At 72.5% G+C, this 14,932-nt stretch carries 10 protein-coding genes and 4 pseudogenes; 6 read left to right on the top strand and 8 right to left on the bottom strand.

All coding sequences use genetic code 11. The annotated features are described in order from the left end of the window. Positions 1-264 (top strand): annotated as a pseudogene (locus AB0N14_RS16915) (RNase J family beta-CASP ribonuclease); the annotation flags it as partial. Between the two features lie 413 nt (positions 265-677). On the opposite strand, the pseudogene AB0N14_RS16910 reads toward AB0N14_RS16915, so the two are convergent. Together AB0N14_RS16910 and AB0N14_RS16905 are read right to left on the bottom strand one after the other, a co-directional pair. Further along, positions 678-899: pseudogene (locus tag AB0N14_RS16910) on the bottom strand (hypothetical protein); the annotation flags it as partial. A 253-nt stretch (positions 900-1,152) separates the two neighbouring features. Beyond that, positions 1,153-1,398 (bottom strand): hypothetical protein, encoded by a 246-nt coding sequence (locus AB0N14_RS16905; RefSeq protein ID WP_366026413.1) that lies wholly within the window; start codon positions 1,396-1,398, stop codon positions 1,153-1,155. A gap of 276 nt (positions 1,399-1,674) precedes the next feature. Here AB0N14_RS16905 and AB0N14_RS16900 point away from each other — a divergent pair, with 276 nt between their 5' ends. Beyond that, a complete protein-coding gene (locus AB0N14_RS16900) occupies positions 1,675-5,886 on the top strand; it encodes a hypothetical protein (protein WP_366026412.1) in 4,212 nt (1,403 codons plus the stop codon). Between the two features lie 22 nt (positions 5,887-5,908). Here the strand turns inward: AB0N14_RS16900 and AB0N14_RS16895 are convergent, their stop codons facing one another. Then, positions 5,909-6,118, bottom strand: coding sequence for a hypothetical protein (locus AB0N14_RS16895; protein WP_366026421.1), 210 nt, complete (start codon positions 6,116-6,118; stop codon positions 5,909-5,911). 372 nt (positions 6,119-6,490) lie between these two features. Between AB0N14_RS16895 and AB0N14_RS16890 the strand changes: the two are divergent. Then, positions 6,491-6,715, top strand: a pseudogene (locus tag AB0N14_RS16890) (theronine dehydrogenase); the annotation flags it as partial. 115 nt (positions 6,716-6,830) lie between these two features. Here the strand turns inward: AB0N14_RS16890 and AB0N14_RS16885 are convergent. Continuing rightward, positions 6,831-7,607 (bottom strand): class F sortase, encoded by a 777-nt coding sequence (locus tag AB0N14_RS16885; protein WP_366026411.1) that lies wholly within the window; start codon positions 7,605-7,607, stop codon positions 6,831-6,833. Between the two features lie 146 nt (positions 7,608-7,753). Further along, a complete protein-coding gene (locus AB0N14_RS16880; protein WP_366026410.1) occupies positions 7,754-8,554 on the bottom strand; it encodes a hypothetical protein in 801 nt (266 codons plus the stop codon). A gap of 797 nt (positions 8,555-9,351) precedes the next feature. Here AB0N14_RS16880 and AB0N14_RS16875 point away from each other — a divergent pair. Both AB0N14_RS16875 and AB0N14_RS16870 read left to right on the top strand, forming a co-directional pair. Continuing rightward, positions 9,352-9,909: pseudogene (locus tag AB0N14_RS16875) on the top strand (TerD family protein); the annotation flags it as partial. A gap of 719 nt (positions 9,910-10,628) precedes the next feature. Further along, positions 10,629-11,300 (top strand): lytic transglycosylase domain-containing protein, encoded by a 672-nt coding sequence (locus tag AB0N14_RS16870; RefSeq protein ID WP_366026409.1) that lies wholly within the window; start codon positions 10,629-10,631, stop codon positions 11,298-11,300. Between the two features lie 237 nt (positions 11,301-11,537). Here the strand turns inward: AB0N14_RS16870 and AB0N14_RS16865 are convergent, their stop codons facing one another. Continuing rightward, complete coding sequence (locus AB0N14_RS16865; RefSeq protein WP_366026408.1) at positions 11,538-13,064, bottom strand: LCP family protein; 1,527 nt, start codon at positions 13,062-13,064, stop codon at positions 11,538-11,540. Between the two features lie 147 nt (positions 13,065-13,211). Here AB0N14_RS16865 and tatA point away from each other — a divergent pair, with 147 nt between their 5' ends. Continuing rightward, complete coding sequence (tatA, locus tag AB0N14_RS16860; RefSeq protein ID WP_366026407.1) at positions 13,212-13,478, top strand: Sec-independent protein translocase subunit TatA; 267 nt, start codon at positions 13,212-13,214, stop codon at positions 13,476-13,478. Positions 13,479-13,537: 59 nt separating this feature from the next. Here the strand turns inward: tatA and AB0N14_RS16855 are convergent, their stop codons facing one another. Next, the gene (locus AB0N14_RS16855; protein ID WP_366026406.1) at positions 13,538-14,440 is read right to left on the bottom strand and encodes a M48 family metalloprotease; all 903 of its coding nucleotides are present in this window, start codon (positions 14,438-14,440) and stop codon (positions 13,538-13,540) included. Next, positions 14,437-14,838, bottom strand: coding sequence for a BlaI/MecI/CopY family transcriptional regulator (locus AB0N14_RS16850; protein ID WP_366026405.1), 402 nt, complete (start codon positions 14,836-14,838; stop codon positions 14,437-14,439). The genes AB0N14_RS16855 and AB0N14_RS16850 overlap by 4 nt, the downstream gene beginning before the upstream one ends. Between the last annotated feature and the right edge of the window lie 94 nt (positions 14,839-14,932).

Raw genomic sequence — 14,932 nt, 5'->3', positions numbered from 1 at the left:
GTGGTCACGGTGGTGGCGATCGTCGACGCGGACACCGGCGCACTCGCCGAGGCCCCCGACTTCCTGGCCCGCGGCTTCGTCCACGACGACACCACGTTCGAGCCGGTCATCCCCGTCATCGAGAAGACCCTGGCCGCAGCGGCCGAGGAGGGCGTCGGGGACGCGCGCCAACTCGAACAACTCCTCGCCCGCGCCGTGGCGAACTGGGCGTTCCGCACTTACCGCCGCAAACCCCTCATCATCCCGGTCATCATCGACGCCTGAGCCACAGCCCGGCAGGCGTCTGGGGTCGGACGCCGATGTGCACGAGGTGAAACTCGGCGACGAGTCGTTGCTGATGTCCAGCCTCATCACCGGCCACCGGGTCGACCCGTACGAATCGCGCCCGGGTTCCGCCCGGACGCGCCCGGGGCGGCCCGGTGGCGGGAGCGCTGCGCCGGGCATCCCGCAGCCCCTCCAGCAGCTGACCTGCCGCCCGAGCAGCAACATGACGGCCACGGGGATCAGAAACGCGGACAGCCCGGTGTACCGGCCGGGGGAGGAGAGAAAGTCCGTCAGTCATGACGCTCATTTGACGCTCCGGCCGCCTCACAGCCCGTGCGCAAGGCAGGAAACCCCCATGTGACCTGCAGATTCTCCCGTCCACCCACCTTGTGACGTGTTTCCGATGACGCATCAGCCGCCTTCGACTTGTGGGTGCCGGGGGCCGTCTTGATGTACCTGAGGGCTTCGTCGAAGTTCTCCAGCAGCCGCTCCGTAACCACGTAATCCTGGAGCGCACGCTCGGCGCCTTCGGGGGTGGTCGCCTCGGAGAGCTGGAGCACGAAGTCCGAGGTCGAGATCGACTCCTTGATGTCGATGACATCGCGGAGCAGGGGCGGCTGCTGGGCCTGGGCCATCAGGAGTCTCGCTCTCCTTCGTCGAGGCCGGCACGTACGCGAGGGACATCGCCCGTCACGAACGAGGGGTGTGTGACCGGGCGGTCCGCAGAGTTCCCGAGATGTGATCGTCGCCCACGTGGGCCGATTCGAAGCCGGAGCGGCGGTAGCCCGGCAGAGGGGGTCCTCCCCCGGGCCACCGGCCCGGACGGCGAGGCGCGGCGCGGCGCGGTGCCGCCGTCCGGGAGCCCGGCCTCCGGTGCCCGCCCCCACCTCAGCGGCGGCGCCGCAGCCGCCGTGCCAGGCGCCGGCAGCGGTCCCCCCAGGACGGCCGGGGCACGCCGTGCATCGAGGCCAGGATCAGCGCCCGCTCCTGGGGCGTGGCGCCGCGCGTCAGCCAGATCAGCGAGGCGTGCCGCACCGTGGTCCGCGAGAGCATGAGCGCGGCGGTCACGGCGCCGGTCGGTCCGTAAAGGTGGGGCAGTGCGTGCAGCAGGTCGAGCATCGTGTCGAGGGCCATGTCCGGCTCCTTGTCGCTATGAGGACTCTCCACTGCTCGGGCCTCAACTGGCCCTGGGGAGAGGCCGGTCGGCGACCGGCCCCGACAGAGGACCGCGGCGCGGGATTTCTTCGCCCACCCGGCGCCGCCGCATCCGCGAAACGCCCTTCACGACCGCCACGACCTGGCAGGATGTGGGGAATTCTTCAGCGGGGAACGCCGGGGGACGTGGTGAAGAAAACGGTGAACGCGCGGCCGCTGCTGCCCGGAAGCGGCCAGAGAGTCGACTGGGCGTCCGTGGCAGACGTTCACAGCCCGGACACCCGTCCGGACACCGCCTGGCTGTGGCGGGCCCTTGCGCACTGGGCAGCGGAGCACGGCGACCCCGAGACCGGATGCCAGCCGCTGAACGGGACGGTCGCGGACTGGCTCGGCGTCGTCCCGGCCTCTGTGACGGCGTGGCGCAAGGGCGACTTGTGGAACCTCAAATGGTTCGGAACCGTGCGGTCCAAGGTCGGCTGCGACCCGGCCACATGTGCGTCGCCGTACGCGGACGAGGACGAGCTGGGCAGGATGCTCGTGGCCGCGGACCGGGAGGAGAAGAATCACCGCGCGCCCTCCTCGCCGCGCGCCCTCCCGGTCCCGGGCGGCAGCCCGGTCAGGGCCCGGCCAGCCCGGGTCACGGCCGCTTCCGTACCTGCCACGGCCCCTCCCCACGACGAGTACGAGACGACACGCGGCGCCCTCCGCAAGGTCGACCGGGTCGACCGGCGGACGGTCAGCGCCTGGGAGGCCGTCGTACCCCTGCTGGACGACCCCGACCGGGCCGCCGTCAGCCTGCGCGACGTGTACGTCGCACGCCGTGCCCACAAGGTGCTCACCCAGGGCTTGAGGAACCAGGTCGTCAACCGCGGCCCGCAGGGCAACGCCGTGCTCGGCGAGCCGGGCACCGGCAAGAGTTGCGTGCTCTGGGGGGTGCGCGAGGAACTGCGTGCGGCGGGGTGGACCGTCGTGGCCGTCTCCTCTTCCGCCCTGCTCGGCACTCCGGACCACCCGGCGGATCTGCGGCTCCAGGAACTGCTGACAGCCCTGGAGGCGAAGCTGACCGGCCTCGACGGGCGGCCGCCGGGACGCGGCCGGAAGCCCTCGGCACGTGACGGAAAGCCGTCGGGAGTGCGGGCACGGCAGGGGACCGGCCCCGTCGCCCTGCTCCTGGACACCGCGGATCTGCTGCTCCACGACGCCACGCGAGCGGGAGAGGATCTGCTGGTGAGGCTGGTCCAGGAGGCCCGCGCCCTGGGCGTCGCCGTCGCCGTCGCCTGCCGGTCGGCGGAGGCACGCAGACTGGAGGACCGCGAACGGGCGGGCATCGAGGCACTGCTCAGCAAGGAGCACCTGGAGGGCTACGACGACGGCCGCGCCGCGCCGGACGCCACGCAGCACGTCGGCGCCCCGTGGGAGCCGGGCTCCGAACTCGACCGTGCCGTGGAAGCCCACCTGCGCGTCTTCTGCCGCGACCCCGGACGGCCGAGCCCCCGCCAGGGAAGCGACCCTGGCGGGACGGGCCCGGCGGAGCCGCTGGCGCAGCGGATGCGGTCGACGCTCGTGTACGCGGCGGCCCGCGGGCTGCCGCTCGGACAGCTGATCCGCCATCCGCTGTCCCTGCGCATGCTGTTCGACGTCTACGCCCCGGCCGGTCCACGCGACAAGGACCTCGACGTCACCGACCTCTTCCGCGAGTACTGGGACAAGCGCGTGATCGAGGACGTCCGCCACGCCGTCCTCGACGACGAACCGGCCGACGAGCAGGCCCGGCGGGACCTGTCGCAGGAAGTACGGGTCCTGGGGCTGGCGATGCTGCGCGCGGGCAGGCCGGAACTGCACGGCGCGGACGCGCGGACGGCTCTCGTCGCCCACACGGCGGTCAAGCGGCGCCAGGACGCCGACAAGGCCGTGGCTGTGCTGCTGAACCGGGGCGTGCTCCGCAAGATCGAGGGCGGCCGTGTCGCCTTCCACCACCAGGCGTTCGCCGAGCACGCGGCCGGGCAGGCCCTGCGCTCCGCCAGGCGCGGGCTCGCCGCGACGGCCGGCCGGGTCACCGAGCACCCGGACGACCTCCTCCTCGCCGAGGCCGCCCGGCACGCCTTCCACATCGCGGACCGCGAGGGCGCCGCCGGGTGGTACCCCGCACTGGACACGCTGATGCGGCACCACCACGCGGCGACCCGCCTCACCGCCCTGCGCATTCACGCCGGTCTGCGCCACCCGCCGGAGGACGCGGTGAGTCTGGCCGTGAAAACCCTGCGCGACGCCGACCCGTGGCAGACCGCGTCCTACATGACGGTGCTCACCGGCACCAGCAACCCGGCACCGGCCGCCTGGCCGCGCACCCTGCGCGCCATTTGGGACCGGCAGGACAGCCAGGAACGCCGCCGGGTGCTGATCGCCGTCACCCATCTCGCGCACCAGCAGCCCGGACCGGTCGCGCGGTTCCTCTCCGGCCTCGGCCTGCTCGACTTCACGGAGCGGGAGAACCTGAACTGTCTGCCCTTCGGCCGGGATCTGACCCTCTTCCTCCTCGGTCTGCACACCGCTGCACCGGAGAAGTGCGCGACCGGCGTGACCAGGCTGCTGAACGCGGCGGCCACCTTCCGCAACAAGGCCGTCCTGCTGCACACCCTGGTCGCGCTGGCCCACCTCACAGCCCGGCATCCCGGCCGGTACGCCGGTCATGCGGCGAGGCTGCCCGAACTCCTCGACGGACTGCATCAGGCATGGCAGGCGGATCTCGACAAGATCATCGATGCCGCGGCCCCCGCGTGGGCGACCACACTGCGGGCGGCCACCGCCACGGAGATCGAGGACGTCGTCCGCACCCTCGCCGAGGGACTGAAGGCCGCTCCGCCGCCCCCTTCCGGCGCCCTGCGGCTGCGTTCCCTGGCCGAGGTGCTCGCCACCGGGTCCCCCAGACTGGTCCAGCGCTGTCTGGACCGCCTCTCCGACGCCGCCACCTCCCCCGAGTCCGCCGAGCCCGTCGCCAAGTACCTGCTGGCGCCCCTCCTGTCCCAGGAGCCGGGCGTCTCAGGCGTCGGCGCAGCCCGCGACTGGTGCCGACGCCGGCTGTCTCCGACGGAGGACCTGGACGCCGCACGCGGGGCCACGGGTGTCATCGTCAAGGCCCTCGACGCGAACAAGGCGCCCCTGCCCGCGGCGACCGTGGCCGCCTGCCTGCCGACGCCGCGCGACCCGGACCGCTGCCGCGACGTGACGCTCCGGCGGTGGCTGAGCGACCCGTGGCCCGTCTCCCTCACGGTGGCCGCCGCGGCCGGAGGCCACCGCGCCGCCGAGCGCGCCCTGGACCTGCACATCAGCATGGACCCGCCCGCGACCGGGGCCCACGCAGTACGACTGCGGGAGGCGATGGGCCGCCGTGCCGCGGACCATCCCGGCCCGCTCCTCGCCCGGCTCCAGGAGGACGCCACCCGCAGCGGTGACCTCAGCGGTCTGAAACGGCTGGCCAACCTGGGCCCCGACATGATGACCGTCGTCCTGGACGATCCGGGCCACCGGGAGACCCTGCTCGCGATCGCCAAGATCCTCCGGGACTCGCCCACCGGCCTCAAGGCCACCGGCGTCAAACTGCAGACGCTGGCGACCACCCAGGGCGGCCTGCTCCCGGTCGCCGTCGAGGAGACGGTCGAGCTGCTGACCGCCACCCGCAACGGGGAGGTCCAACGAGGTGTCCTCAGCAGTGTCGGCGAACAGCTGCACCGGCACGCCGCGCACTGGCACAAGCAGGACCCGTTCGGCAAGCTCCTCCCGGTCCTGGAGGCCATGCAGGACCGGGGACGGGAGATCCGGGCCACGGCGGGCCCGCGGTACGACCACCATGCCCGGCAGTTCATGCTGGCCGCCAACGAGGGGTACCTGCTGCAGATCGCCCTGCACGCCCACTTCGACGATCTCACGGCCCGTCCCGTGGACGAACTCCTGCGCGCCCTGGAGTCGTTGGTCTTCGCGGAGCTCCCCCTCTTCCTTCCACCGAAAGACCAGGAGATCGCCCTGCACGCGTGGCGCCGCCGGTTCGAGCACCTGCCTCACCTCTGCCGCCGTCTCGCCGCCGAGGGCCATCACCGGCAGGCCCGGGGACTGCTGGACCGCGTCATCGACTTCGCCAACCGTGTCCATCCCTCGGGCAAGGGCCAGTGGCGCGAGGGTCTTGCCAACGACTGGCGCCGCTACCTCCGCGTGGTAAGCCTCGAGGACCGGGAGCGACTGACCGACACCATCCTTGACCTCGCCATCCGCGACATTCCCTTCGCCAAGCAGCTGGTGGAGGTCGCGGGCCAGAGCCTGGGGGACGTCGCACCGGAGCTCTACGCGTTGATGCGCGATCCGGACACGCCGCCGGCGCTCATGCCGGCCCTGCGCAGCACGGCGTCCTGGGCGGGACGTGCGGGCCATGGAGCGCCATGGACGGAGATCTACGCGGAGGTCGCATGGGAGTGACCTGTCGCACGGCTCGAGGGCTTCAGCTCCGGTCCGCAGGAGCGTTGGCACAGCCGAGGGGCGTGTCCGGTCCGACCAGGCCGGCTCCTGCGCGGCTGCGGGCGTTCGTCTCGGCGAGGCGGGCGTGCAGCAACTCCGTCGGCGTGAGCGGGCGTACGCGGTCGGGGTCGGCGTCCCATTCCCGGCCGCCGGACAGGGGGCGAAGCTGGAGGTAGGGGCCTTCGTGACCCATGACGACGCCGATGCGGTCACGGACGGTGTCGCGGACGGCGGTGCCGGGCGGGGGAGCGGGGCGTGGATCGGTGGTCTCGGGTTGGGGGACGGTCATCGGGCGGCGCCCTTCGCGATGACGGTGGCCAGCGCGCGGGCGACGGGCGCCGAGCAGACGCCGAGGTGGACGAGGGCGTGACGGGCGCCGGCGGGGAGGGCGGCGTCCTCCGGAGCGGTCTGCTCTCCGTCGCCGGTTGGCGGCCTGGTCCTTCTTCTCCGGGATCACCGTCTTGAACGGCGTTGCCCGGAGCGGGCAGGCCGCGTACTTCACCGGGCATGGACGTGTGATCGGCACGGGGGCCTTACGGCCTGACGGCCTGATGGTCTGAAGGGCTCCGAGATCGACCTCGGCGGCATGCTCCGCAGCGAGCTCACCCTCATCGCGTCCCAGGGCTATCCCACCGAGATCTTCGAGGTCACCCCCGAACTCGTGGAGCACCGGAACCGCTTCGCCGAGCTGATCAGTCACCGTGTGCCCTTCACGGAGGCGGACCGCGCCTTCGAGCCGGCACTGACGCCGGGTGCTGCCGAGAAGGTCGTCGTCACCCTCGACGACTGACCGACAACACGAACGGCACTGTCCGCGCCGGGCCGAGAGGCAGGCGCGGACAGCACCGCGTCACGGACGAGCGGTCACCAGGTGTCCCGGGCCGCCCGTCCGCCCCGCCGCGTGGTCATGCCGCGGGGCGCTTGACCGAGACGAGATGGGCGAACACCACCACGTTGGCCTCGTAGTCGTGGGCGCTGCGGTTGTAGTCGCCACCGCAGGTGATCAGCCGGAGCTGAGGGGTCGGAGCGTCGGCGTACACCCGCTTGTCCGGGAAGCCGGCCTTGCTGAAGGTGTCGACCGAGTCGACCTTGAACCTGGCGACAGTGCCGTCCGCACGGGTGATGTCCACCTTGCTGCCCGGTTTGAGGGTGCGGAGCAGTACGAACACCGCCGGGCCGGTCTTGGTGTCGACATGCCCCACCACGATCGACGTGCCCCGCTCGCCCGGCGAGGCGCCGCCCCGGTACCAGCCGACCAGGTTGGTTTTGTTCCCGGGCGGCGGGTTCAGGTGCCCGGAGGCCCCCAAGGAGAGTTCCGTGAACGGCGCGTCCACCCCGATCTGCGGAATCTCGATCCGCTTCGGCGCCGACCGCGGCAGCCCCTGCTTCTGAGGGCTCGCCGTCGCGTCCGGCCCGGGAGCCACCGGGGTGACGGCCGCGGGCGGGGCGGCGTCCACGGGCGGAGCGGCGTCCACGGGAGGGTCCAGATTCGCGGGCGAGACGGCGACCGCGGGCGGGGCCGCCGGCTTCGGGTCCGCCGGGGTGCCGGTCAGTGAGTTGTGGATGAGCAGAACGCCCAGCCCCACCGCCACGGCCGGCCACAGCAGTGCTCGGCCGGCGGTACGGCGGGGCGCGGGTCCGCTCCGCGGCCGATCCGGTGGGGTGGGCTGCGAGGGGGCCATCGGACAATGCCTCTTCATCGACGGGGGCTAGGGTCGGACTTCAGGTGCCGGCAGCGGCCGGCACAAGCGCCGCAGCCGCGGACGCCGTCACCCTTCCCAGGGCGACAGCGGCCGCGACCGCGCAGCCATCGGCGAGAGCCCGCCGATCAGGCACCGGCGACACTCGACGCGCCCCGGCGCCGCAGCATGTACGCCCCCGCGCCGAGGCCGCCGAGGAGCAGCACCGAGCCCGCGGCCAGGCCGCTGCCGGACTCCGCCAGCCCGCCGCCACCGGCCTTCACCCCACCGCGGGGCTTCTTCGACCCGCGCTCCTCGCTGCTGCTCGCGCTCTCCTCCTCTTCGCCCTTCGACCGCGAGCCACCATGGGCGCGCTCGCCGCCCTGCTCGTCGTCCTGCGAGAACTGCTCGTCCTCGCCCGACCAGCCGCCCTCCTCCTGCTTGGCCATGGCCAGGGCCCCGCCACCGGCCTTCACCCCACCGCGCGGCTTGTCCTTCGAACCGCCCTGCTCCTTGCCCTTCGACTCTCCACCCTTGTCGTTCTCGCCCTCCTCGCCCTTTTCCTCGCCCTTGTACTCCTCGCTCTTGCCGCCGTGCTCCTCGCTCTTGCCGCCGTACTCCTCGCTCTTGCCGCCGTGCTCCTCGCTCTTGCCGCCGTGCTCCTCGCCGCCGGACTCCTCGCCCTCCTCGCTCTTGCCGCCGTGCTCCTCGCCCCTGGACTCCTCGCCCTTGTACTCCTCGCTCTTGCCGCCGCGCTCCTCGTCGTCGGATTCCTCGCCCTTGTGGTGGCCGTGCTCCTTGCCCTTGTGGCCGCCGTGCTCCTCGCCGCCGTAGGAACCGCCGTCCGCGGCCCGAAGCTCGGGCGCCGACAGGGCGTACGCGGCGGGAGCGGAGAACACGACGGCAGCGGCGATCGCCGCGGAGGCGAACATGGTCCGGGTCGCTCGCATGAGAGGTAGTCCTTTCATCGCCACCACGAAGGCCGACACCACGTCGGCACGGGAAATCGCAGTGGTGACGTGATCACCTTCAACCCGAGGACCGCCTCTCACCACCGCAGAACACGGCAAGCGAGCGAGCTCGTACTCCCTCTGGGTGCCTGCGGGCCGAAAAGTAACCCGGTCGGCAGCACACCCGTTAGTACTAGTCCGACCACGAATGGACGCGTGGGGAGCGTGTCCGGACATCGATGTGCCGCACTCGTCGCTCCGATGACGTGGCATCAGGTCTCCGCACGCCCGGGAGGCCGGCCACTCCGGGTACGAAGGCATGTTCGACGGACATTCAACTTGGTTGTCTCATCAGGTCTGTTGAGGCAATTCGCGCGTCACGCGACGCGTCGTCAGGATCCTTGGACCGCCGATTGCGGGGCGATGGCGTCGATCGGGTCGCGTCGGGCCCCGGGCGGCGATGTCGGGGGCGGATCCCTCGGAGGCCCCGCCCATACTGGGCGAGCCGCGCTCCGGGCCGGGCGGGCGCCGGCGACCGGGCCGAGGCGGATGCGGTGACCGCGGAGAGGTCCTCGGGGTCGTGGCCGGAGGGGTGCGCATCGTGATGCGCGCATGCCCCTGGTCCGCCTGCGGTGGGCCCGCACGCCCCTGGTCCGCCCGCGGACGGCCCGCATGGCGCCGCCCGGGTGACGGCCCCCCTCGCTTGCTTTGTCTCTTGCGCAATCCGGGAACTGATGGGCGTCCGGAAGCGTCGATCATGGTGGACGCGGACGACGACATGGCCGTGGAGGACGTCGATGGGTGTGGCCCTGACCAAGGGCGGCAACGTGTCGCTGAGCAAGCAGGCCCCCGGCCTGACTGCTGTGACGGTGGGACTGGGCTGGCAGGCGGACACGGGCTACGAGCCGGACGCCGGGGCACTGCTGTGCGACCGGAGCGGCAAGGTGCTGTCCGACGAGCACTTCGTCTTCTTCAACAACCTGAGCAGCCCGGACGGTTCGGTCCGCCACTCCGGCAGCGGCGGCCCGGTCGGCGGGGAGGACCAGCAGATCCACGTCGACCTCATGGGAGTCCCGGGTGAGGTCGCGAAGATCGTCTTCTTGGTGTCGCTCTACGACGCCCCGGCCCGCGGCCAGGTCTTCGAGTACCTCGGCGGCGCCCACATCCGGGTCGTCGACGAGGACGGCGGTGCCGAACTGGCCCGCTACGACCTTGCGACCGCCGGTCTGTGCGCGGAAACCGCTGTGGTCTTCGGCGAGTTGTACCGGCACGGCGCGGAGTGGAAGTTCCGTGCCGTCGGCCAGGGCTACGCCTCCGGACTGGCGGGCATCGCCACCGACTACGGCGTGAACGTGCTGAAGGAGAGCGCGAGCCCGGCGCCACCCGTCACCGTCCCGGAGTCCGCAGCGAAGACCGGTCCGTCGTTTCCGTCCGCCCCCACCACCGCCCCGCAGCCACAGCCGGTCACCGCGCCGCCGCAACCCCCAGGGAGTTCACCCGTGACGTGCTTCTTCGACCCGGCCCACGGCCCCGGTACGACGACGGTGACCTGGTCGCCGCAGTGGGGCGTGCCCCGGCAGATCCAGACCTGCGGCAGTTGTGCGCAGCGCGTGCAGACGACGGTGCCGCCGTTCTACACCCCGCCCCAGCAGGGTTATCCCCAGCCCGTACAACAAGGTTACCCGCAGCCCGTGCAGCAGGGGTATCCGCAGCAGGGTCACCCCGACCAGTACGCGGACCACCACCAGCACGGGGGCGGCCGCCGCTTCGGCACGGGCGCGCTCATCGGTGCGGGCGCGGCCGGACTGATCGGCGGTGCGCTGCTCAACGAGGCGTTCGACGACGACGAGCCGGAGGTCGTGGTCAACAACTACTACGAAGACTGACGGTGCGGGCGGCGGGACCGGAGGGGACCTCGGGGCCCGTGCCCCGCGCACGCCACCGACTGTCGCTCACACGGGCCTTAATGCGCCGGGTGTAGAAGGGGCGGGAGTACGTTTCGGTACGGGCACGCCGTGCGTCGGGTGCCCGCCGGTTCCCCGGGTGCGAAGGAGCAGGGGGAGAGGGGCGAGAGATGGCCGAGTCCCGGCTGCGGCGCAAGTGGCTTCCCGTGCTGGTGCTGGCCCTCGCCCTGTACGTCATCGTCCGAGCCGCCGGCACCCCGCAGTCCAGCGCGCCGCCCCCGGCCGCTGCGTCCACCCCCGCCCCCCCGTCCTCCGCCTCCCCCTCTCCGAGTCCGTCCGCGTCGAAGAGCGCGTCGGCGTACGACCCGGCCGACTACGCCCCGCAGGTCCGGGCCCGGGCCCGCCAGGCGGGGGTCGACGCCCGGCTGCTGATGGCGATCCTCTACAACGAGGCCTACAAACCGCACGATCCGGCCCTGGAACGGGCGTGGCAGAAGTACAAACCGGACGCCTCCTTCGGCATCGCCAACATGCACCGCGCCACCTTCGACGCGGTCAAACAGGGCCGGGACTTCGTCGGCCGCCGCTGGGAGGAACTGCCCGACGACCGGGACCTGGCCATCGAGTCCGCGGCCTGGTACCTGCACGACCTGGCCGCGCAACTGCCCGCCACCTGGCCCGCCTCCTACACCAAGGACGACCTGCTGGCCCTCGGCTACAACGCCGGCGTGGGCAACATGCTCGCCTTCGCGCGCGGGGCGGCCCCGGGCACCCAGGCCCGCTCCTACCTCGACCGCCTGCACGCCGACTGGACGAAGGCGGGCCAGGCGGTCGGCGCCTAGGGCCCTCTCGTTTGGATCATGCCGGGCTTGCGGGGCCTGGCACGCACTCCCCCACTGCCTTGACGGCGTGGGGGCACCCCCAGCGGCGTTGTCGTCGGTCGCCGACTCCCCCACGCTCGAACACGCTCGCGCGGGGGGACCTCCGTCGCGTTGACTCCCTCCTCCGCCTCGCAGCTGCACGCACCAGGCCCCGCTCCCTGATCCGGCCTGATCCAAACGAAAGACCCTGACGTTCTGTCACCCGTACGAGAGGTCGGAGCACGGGTCGTCGTCGGCGGAGCGGGCGTCGGCCGCCACCGAGGAGGGCAGGGCGGTGGGTGTGGGGGAGGCCGAGGGGGCGGCGGTGGCATAGGTCCGGCCCAGGACGACATCGATGCCCGCGCCGGTGAGGGGCTTCAGCTGTGCGCCGGGGAAGAGCCGGGCGACCGTTTCGGCCTGGGTCTTCAGGCCCGTGCCGTACTCGATGACGGTGGCGGCGTGGTCCTGGCTGCTCGCGTTGGCGGTGCCGGTGACCGTGAAGCCTTGCCGGGTCAGGGTCGCCGCGGCGCGGGAGGCCAGGCCGCCGGTGGTGGTGCCGTTGTAGACCGCGACGTCGATGCCGGCCCCGGAAACGTCCGCGCTGGGGCTCGGTGAGGCGGAGGCGGCGGCCTTGCCCTTGGTGCCGGCGGCGTCCTTGCCGTCGATCGTGCGGTCCGCCCTGAGCCCGGCCCACAGCTCCGACGCGTCCGGCTCGACGATCGCCACGCGCTCGCCGACGTACCGCCAGGGAATGGTGACGAACTTGGTGTTCTGCAGGTCGACGTCCTTCAGCGACATGGCGAAGGAGATCAGCGCTTTCGCCGAGCCGAGTCCGGGATCGACGGTCAGGGACTTGGTGGCGGCCTCGGCGAGCGGCAGCAGGTTGGCCGGGGTGAGCCCGTCGCTCTTCACCTTCTTGATCAGACCGGCCACGAACGCCTGCTGACGCCTGATCCGGCCTATGTCCGACCCGTCCCCGATGCCGTGCCGGATGCGCACGTAGTCCAGGGCCTTCTGCCCCGACACGGTCTGCACGCCCTTCCTGAACAACAGCGCACCCCGGGTGCTGAGGTTGGGGTTCAGATCGTTCTCGTACACGTCCTGCGGCACGCACACCTGCACCCCGCCGACCGCGTCCGTCAGGGCCGCGAAGCCCTTGAAGTCGACGACGACCGTGTGGTCGACGCGCAGCCCGGTGAGGCTCTCGACGGTGTTCTGGGTGCAGGCGGGGTTGCCCTTGGCGGTCTCCCCGACCGAGTAGGCCGCGTTGAACATCGTGTTCGGCTGCGCCTTGGTCCACCCGCCGTCCGGGAGCCTGCACGGCGGGATGGTCACCAGTGTGTCGCGGGGGATCGATACGGCGACGGCGTGCCGGTGGTCGGCGTAGATGTGCAGCAGGAAGGTGGTGTCGGAGCGGCCTATGTCGTTGCTGTCGCCGCCGCCGAGCGCGGAGTTGCCGTCGGTGCGCGCGTCCGTGCCGATGACGAGGACGTTCTCGCCCTTCGACACCCCGGCCTCCGGCCGGTTCTCGGACAGCCCCCCGGCGTCGAAGGTGTCGATGGCGCCGTTCAGTTTGAGGTAGATCCATCCCAGGCCGGCCGTGCCGAGCACCACGACGGTGAGGGCGACGGCCAGGGCTATGCGCAGTGTGCCCCGCTTGCGGCGCCGTGCGGCACCGCCGCGGTGGCTCGGGGGCTCGCTCCCGCGGCGGTGGCGGGACGGGGTGGCCTGGCGGCTCGTCGGCATGGCTGCGCCCTCATCCGTGAGACTCATACGGAGGGGACGACCGGCCCCGCCTGATGGTTGTACAGTTGCGCAATGTAGCAACAACCTCAGGTGGTGCCACGCGCCCGGCGGGCACCCCGGTCCGAGGTAGAGAAGGGGTGGGCGGGGATGCTCCGCAACGGCCTGGAACCCTGGCATCTGCTGATCGTGGCGATCGTCATCATCCTGCTGTTCGGCTCCAGGAAGCTCCCGGACACCGCTCGCGCGCTGGGCAAGTCGATGCGCATCCTCAAGAGCGAGGCCAAGGCCATGAAGGAGGACGGCGACACCGCGCAGTCCGCCTCGGCCGAGCCGTCGGCGCAGCGCCTGATCCAGGCGGCCCCCGGGGAGACGGCCTCGGCCCGCCCGGTGGGGGAGAGCGACACGGCCCGCTGAGCTCCCGGGCGCCGTCTGGAGATTGACGCGGCCTCGGACCCCTGACGGGCTGAGCCGTGTCACGCCAGTGCGTGCCCCAGCAGTCGCAGCAGATCCCCCGTGGCGTCCGCCGCCCCCAGGGCCGGCAGGGCGCCCAGCGCCAGTGTGGTCGCGGCCAGCGGCCACAGGCGTGGGGGCGGCCCCGCCTGGAGGGCGGCGATGCGGCGGGTGACCGCGCGGTCGGTGAAGGTCAACGCGCGCACCGGAGCGCGGCGCCCGGCGCTGAGCGCGGCGCGCGCCAGGGCGCGGGCCGTGGTGCCACGGTCCCCGACCGCGTCGGCCGCCCGCTCGTCCGCCCACCGCTCCACCAGGAACGTCACCGTGGTGCGGACGGGCGCCAGCAGGGGATCGGCCGCGGCGGCGAGCGCCACGGCCGTCGACAGGAGCGCGTGCCGGTGGGTCAGATGCGCCCGCTCGTGCGCCAGCAACACCCGGCGCTCCGCCGGTTCCAGCGCGCTCAGCATCGCCGAGGTGACCAGGATCCGGCCAGGCGCGCCGCCACTGCCGGGGATGGCGAACGCCCGCGGCACGGGTGAGGCGGCGACGACCAGTTCCGTGTCCGGCGGCTGTCCGGCGCACAGTGCCCGTAGCGTGCGGCGCGTCACGCGTTCCGTGCGAACGGCCCGGTACACGCGCAGGGCCACCCCGGTGAGAGCCAGGATCGCGGCGACGGCGATCGCCTCCGGGACCTGGTCCGGCAGTCGGTGGCCGTCCTCACGGGCGTCCGCGGCGACCGGCGGCACCTGGCCCACCAGGGTGATCGCGAGCAGCACCAGCGACCAGACGGTGGCGGCCGCGGTGAACACGGCGGAGACCGTCAGCACCCGGGCCGCGAGCGTGGGCGCCACCCGTCGGCCGACCAGCGGGCTGAGGGCGGCCAGCAGCAGCGACAGCAGGAGCGGCATGTAGACGTCGATCTTCATGCGCCACCACCCTGGGGGAGGGGGCGCCCGCCGAGCAGGTCGCGCAGCGCCTGTTCCTCCTCGGGGCTGAGGCCGGAGACGAACTGCTGGAGCGTGGCGATCGGGTCGGGGCCGCGGTCCAGTGCCTCGTGCATCGCCTCGGCGGTCAGTTCGGCCGCGTTCTTCGCGGGCCGGTACGCGCCGCGCCGCCCGTCCACGTCCCGCAGCACGAGCCCCTTGTCGTACAGCCGTTTGAGGATGGTGTGCACCGTGTTGTAGGCGAGGCCGCCGCCGATCTCGGCCTGGATCTCGGCCGGGGTGAGCGCCTCCTCGGTGGCCCACAGCGTCGCGAGCACCTCGCTCTCCAGTTCACCGCTGCTGCGTCGTTCCGCCCTGCCCCCAGGGCCTCTGCCGGCCATGCCCGCAACCTTACAGCGCGTAGGGGGATCGTCAGCGGTGGGGCGGAGCCGCGCCGCCCGCGCACCGCCACGGCCCGACTCACTCCATCGGAGC

Source organism: Streptomyces sp. NPDC051104 (assembly GCF_040682835.1).
GTDB lineage: Bacteria > Actinomycetota > Actinomycetes > Streptomycetales > Streptomycetaceae > Streptomyces > Streptomyces cynarae.
Note: the sequence above shows the minus strand (reverse complement) of the source record. Positions and strands in the feature narration are given on the sequence as shown.

Bases quoted from the DNA above. Each gene is read 5' to 3' on its own strand.
- tatA (WP_366026407.1), top strand. From the start codon at position 13,212: ATGCTCCGCAACGGCCTGGAACCCTGGCATCTGCTGATCGTGGCGATC.
- AB0N14_RS16850 (WP_366026405.1), bottom strand. From the start codon at position 14,838: ATGGCCGGCAGAGGCCCTGGGGGCAGGGCGGAACGACGCAGCAGCGGT.
- AB0N14_RS16880 (WP_366026410.1), bottom strand. From the start codon at position 8,554: ATGCGAGCGACCCGGACCATGTTCGCCTCCGCGGCGATCGCCGCTGCC.
- AB0N14_RS16885 (WP_366026411.1), bottom strand. From the start codon at position 7,607: ATGGCCCCCTCGCAGCCCACCCCACCGGATCGGCCGCGGAGCGGACCC.
- AB0N14_RS16905 (WP_366026413.1), bottom strand. From the start codon at position 1,398: ATGGCCCTCGACACGATGCTCGACCTGCTGCACGCACTGCCCCACCTT.
- AB0N14_RS16870 (WP_366026409.1), top strand. From the start codon at position 10,629: ATGGCCGAGTCCCGGCTGCGGCGCAAGTGGCTTCCCGTGCTGGTGCTG.
- AB0N14_RS16865 (WP_366026408.1), bottom strand. From the start codon at position 13,064: ATGCCGACGAGCCGCCAGGCCACCCCGTCCCGCCACCGCCGCGGGAGC.
- AB0N14_RS16895 (WP_366026421.1), bottom strand. From the start codon at position 6,118: ATGGGTCACGAAGGCCCCTACCTCCAGCTTCGCCCCCTGTCCGGCGGC.
- AB0N14_RS16855 (WP_366026406.1), bottom strand. From the start codon at position 14,440: ATGAAGATCGACGTCTACATGCCGCTCCTGCTGTCGCTGCTGCTGGCC.